Annotated in this window: 1 protein-coding gene; it reads right to left on the bottom strand. The window is 58.2% G+C overall.

Annotated features, from left to right (window positions below; translation table 11 throughout):
- Positions 1-261: hypothetical protein (locus tag MRBLMC3_RS23150; protein ID WP_363832420.1), on the bottom strand; the 261-nt coding region annotated here is incomplete at both ends.

Consider the following 261-nt stretch of genomic DNA (forward strand, 5'->3'; position numbering starts at 1 on the left):
TCCGCTTCGCGTTCGCCTTCTCAACGCCAACCTCTTCCATGATCGAGCCGCGCCAGCTTGATACCACCGGGCGCCAATTTTCGGGGCTGATCCAGGGATTATGCTTCTGATGCTGCTTGGCGGCCGAGCCGATATCCCACATGATCGGTTCGCGATCGCGCATGATGAGCGCACAGCGAAAATATTTGTCGCGCGCCCAATTGCCGATGTGCGCCGCAGTCGTATAGCGGATGTTGTTCATGTCGAACAACAGCACCGCGC

Source organism: Sphingobium sp. LMC3-1-1.1 (assembly GCF_040676285.1).
In the GTDB taxonomy this organism is placed as follows: Bacteria; Pseudomonadota; Alphaproteobacteria; order Sphingomonadales; family Sphingomonadaceae; genus Sphingobium.